The 2,451-nt window shown below is 71.4% G+C and carries 2 protein-coding genes; both read right to left on the bottom strand.

The window, feature by feature from the left end; translation table 11 throughout:
- Positions 1-1,619 (bottom strand): Mu transposase C-terminal domain-containing protein (locus AA75_RS24145; protein WP_233289166.1); only part of this gene is annotated, 1,619 nt, incomplete at its 3' end.
- A 135-nt stretch (positions 1,620-1,754) separates the two neighbouring features.
- On the bottom strand, positions 1,755-2,393 hold the full coding sequence (locus AA75_RS24140) for an ATP-binding protein (RefSeq protein ID WP_233289165.1): 639 nt from the start codon (positions 2,391-2,393) through the stop codon (positions 1,755-1,757).
- Positions 2,394-2,451 lie beyond the last annotated feature (58 nt).

Genomic DNA, 2,451 nt, shown 5'->3' with positions numbered 1-2,451 from the left:
GACAGTTCCCGGGTCGCCTCGGGCGCGGTCACGGCGTCCAGGAGGCGGGGCGGTGCCGGGGTGGTGGTGGGTGCGAAGCGCTGGTGGCGCAGCTGCTCGGCGGCCTTGGCTTCGGCCCGAAGGCGCCCGGCGCGGCGGGCTCGGGCTCGGCGCAGCGCGGTGAGTTGTTCGGGGGTGGCTTGGTCTGCGAGGTGGGCGGTGCCCAGGCGGCGGCCGGCGGGGTCGCAGACCTCGATCTCGTGGGTGTGGTGGGGCATGTACCGGACCTGGACTTGGCGGCCAGCTTGGCCGGTCATCCAGTCGGCGAGGTAGTCGCGGCTCTTGAAGCGGACGCCGTGGCTGGTGATGACATGGGTGCGGGCGTCGCTTTCGAGGGTGAACGACCACAGGTCGCTCGCGGGGATTTCGGTGAGCGGTGTGGGGTCCTGGTTCCAGGCTTCGAGCGGGGTGCGGCCTTGGAGGCCGTCGGGGTGGTGCTGGGTGTTCCACCAGGTGACGAAGGCCAGGACCTCGGCAGTGAAGTCCTCGAAGGACATGGCCGGGGCGGTGGGCGGCCGGTCGGGGCGGCGGCGGGGCTGCTTGGCGCGGTGGGCGGGCAGGGCGGCGAACAGCATCCGTGCGGCGCTGCGGTTCAGGTTCTCGATGCTGCCCTTCAGGTGCGGGCTGTAGGGGGGCAGGTCGTCGACGGTGGTGCCGAACGCGGTGAATGCGGCGGTGACGGTGGCGGAGAGGAAGTCCTTGCCGCGGTCGATCCGCACCGTCTCCGGCCGGCCCCCGACGGGACCGTAGGGGCCGGTGCGCAGCACCGCAGAGCGCAGGGCGACCAGGATCGAGGCCCGTGACGGGGTGCCCGGGGTCACCGCGACGCCGGTGATCGCTTTGGTCGCGCAGTCGATGAACCAGGTGACGTAGGGGCGCACCAGCCGTCCGGCGGCGGCGACGCGCAGCGGGGCCTGGACGTGGTCGCCCTCCCAGGTGTGGTTGCGCCAGGTGCGGGGGCGTTTGCCGAACACGTCCCGTGCCCGGGCCGCGTCAGGGCCCTTGCGGTAGCCGGCCCGCTCCCCCGCGGTGAGGTCTCGGCGCACCGCGCGCAGGAACGTCGACAGCGACGGCGGTGGGTCCAGGACGGGGACCGCGTGCGGTGGCGCACCGCCTGGGATCGCCGTGCGGGCCGGGTGCGTGGTCGATGACGGTGGGAGCGCGGCGTCAACGGCAGCTGCGTCGGCGGTGGCGGCTATACCCGAGTCGGTGCCAGCGCTGGTGCTGGCTGGGTGGATGGCGTCCCAGGTGGCGGCTGCTGCGGAGGCCGCGGCGACAGTGGCGCCTTCAAGGGTCGTAGTGGCGTGGGCTCGGGCGAGGAGTTCGCGGTGGACCGCCGAGGCGTTGCCGTGCCAGTAGGCCAGCAGCACCCGGATCTGTGGAGTGATCTCGAAGCGGGTGGTCGTGCGGGCGCCAGGGCGGTCGGCCGTGTCCGGTCTGGCGCCGGCTTCGGCCAGCCACCGCCACACTGTGCGTTCCGAGACCCCAAGGCACTGGGCCGTCAAGCGGACGTGGCTGCTGGTGAGTTCATGACGGGAGCGCAGGGCCAGCAGGTTCCGTACGGCCGGAGCACGCAGCACGGTCAACGACGCCGCATCGAGGACGGACAGCCTCGGGTTTGGCAGCCGAAGGCTCCAGGAAGTCTCCGTCGGTGCTGCTCGTGTCCATCGGGGTCCCTCCCGCTGTGTCTCGCGGCGGCGACAGGTGGAATGTGGTCAGAGGTTGGGGCCCAAGCGGGAGCAGGCCCACGTCATCAGGTCACGGTCTACGGCCAGCGAGGGACTGCGGGCCCCGGCGGCATAGACATGGGAGGTGATCTTCGCCCAGGTACGGAGGTTTCCCCGCGCATACGTCTCGTCCACGTGCGACAGGTCCTCGCCGGCGGCCGTGTCCCACAGTGGGTGGAACAGGCGCAGCACGCCGGGGACTTGGGACGGCTCCAGCCGTGGCATGTGATGCCAGGTCAGGACTCGGGAAGCCAGGGCAGGCGCCCGTTGGACGGTGCGCTCGGCGCCGGCGCCGCACAGCACCAGCGAGGCCTTGGTCGTGGAGACGTCCGCGAGCAGACGCAGATAGTCCAGTTCCGGGGCGGCGATGCGCTGGACATCGTCGATCACCAGCACACCTGGGTCTTTCAACGCGTCGATCAGCGCGCGGTCGGCTGCCTCCGTGCGGTGGGCCAGGGACTGGACCGGCAGTCCATAGGCGCTGAGCAGCGCGGCACGCAGCTGAGGCAATGCCGGCTTCACCGGGACTTGAACCCGTTGGACGGGAAGACGGCGAGGCAGCAACCGCAGTGCCTGGTGGACCGCCAGCGACTTCCCGTGCCCGGGATCACCGTAGACGCACAACACGCCCCGTGCCGCCACGGTGGATGCTGTTGGTGATCTTCACTGGTGAGAGTGAGGTTGT

The sequence above is a fragment of the Kitasatospora sp. MBT63 genome (genome assembly GCF_000710465.2).
Taxonomy (GTDB): Bacteria; Actinomycetota; Actinomycetes; order Streptomycetales; family Streptomycetaceae; genus Kitasatospora.
The sequence above is the reverse complement of the archived record's forward strand: the minus strand, read 5'-3'. Positions and strand labels throughout refer to the sequence as shown.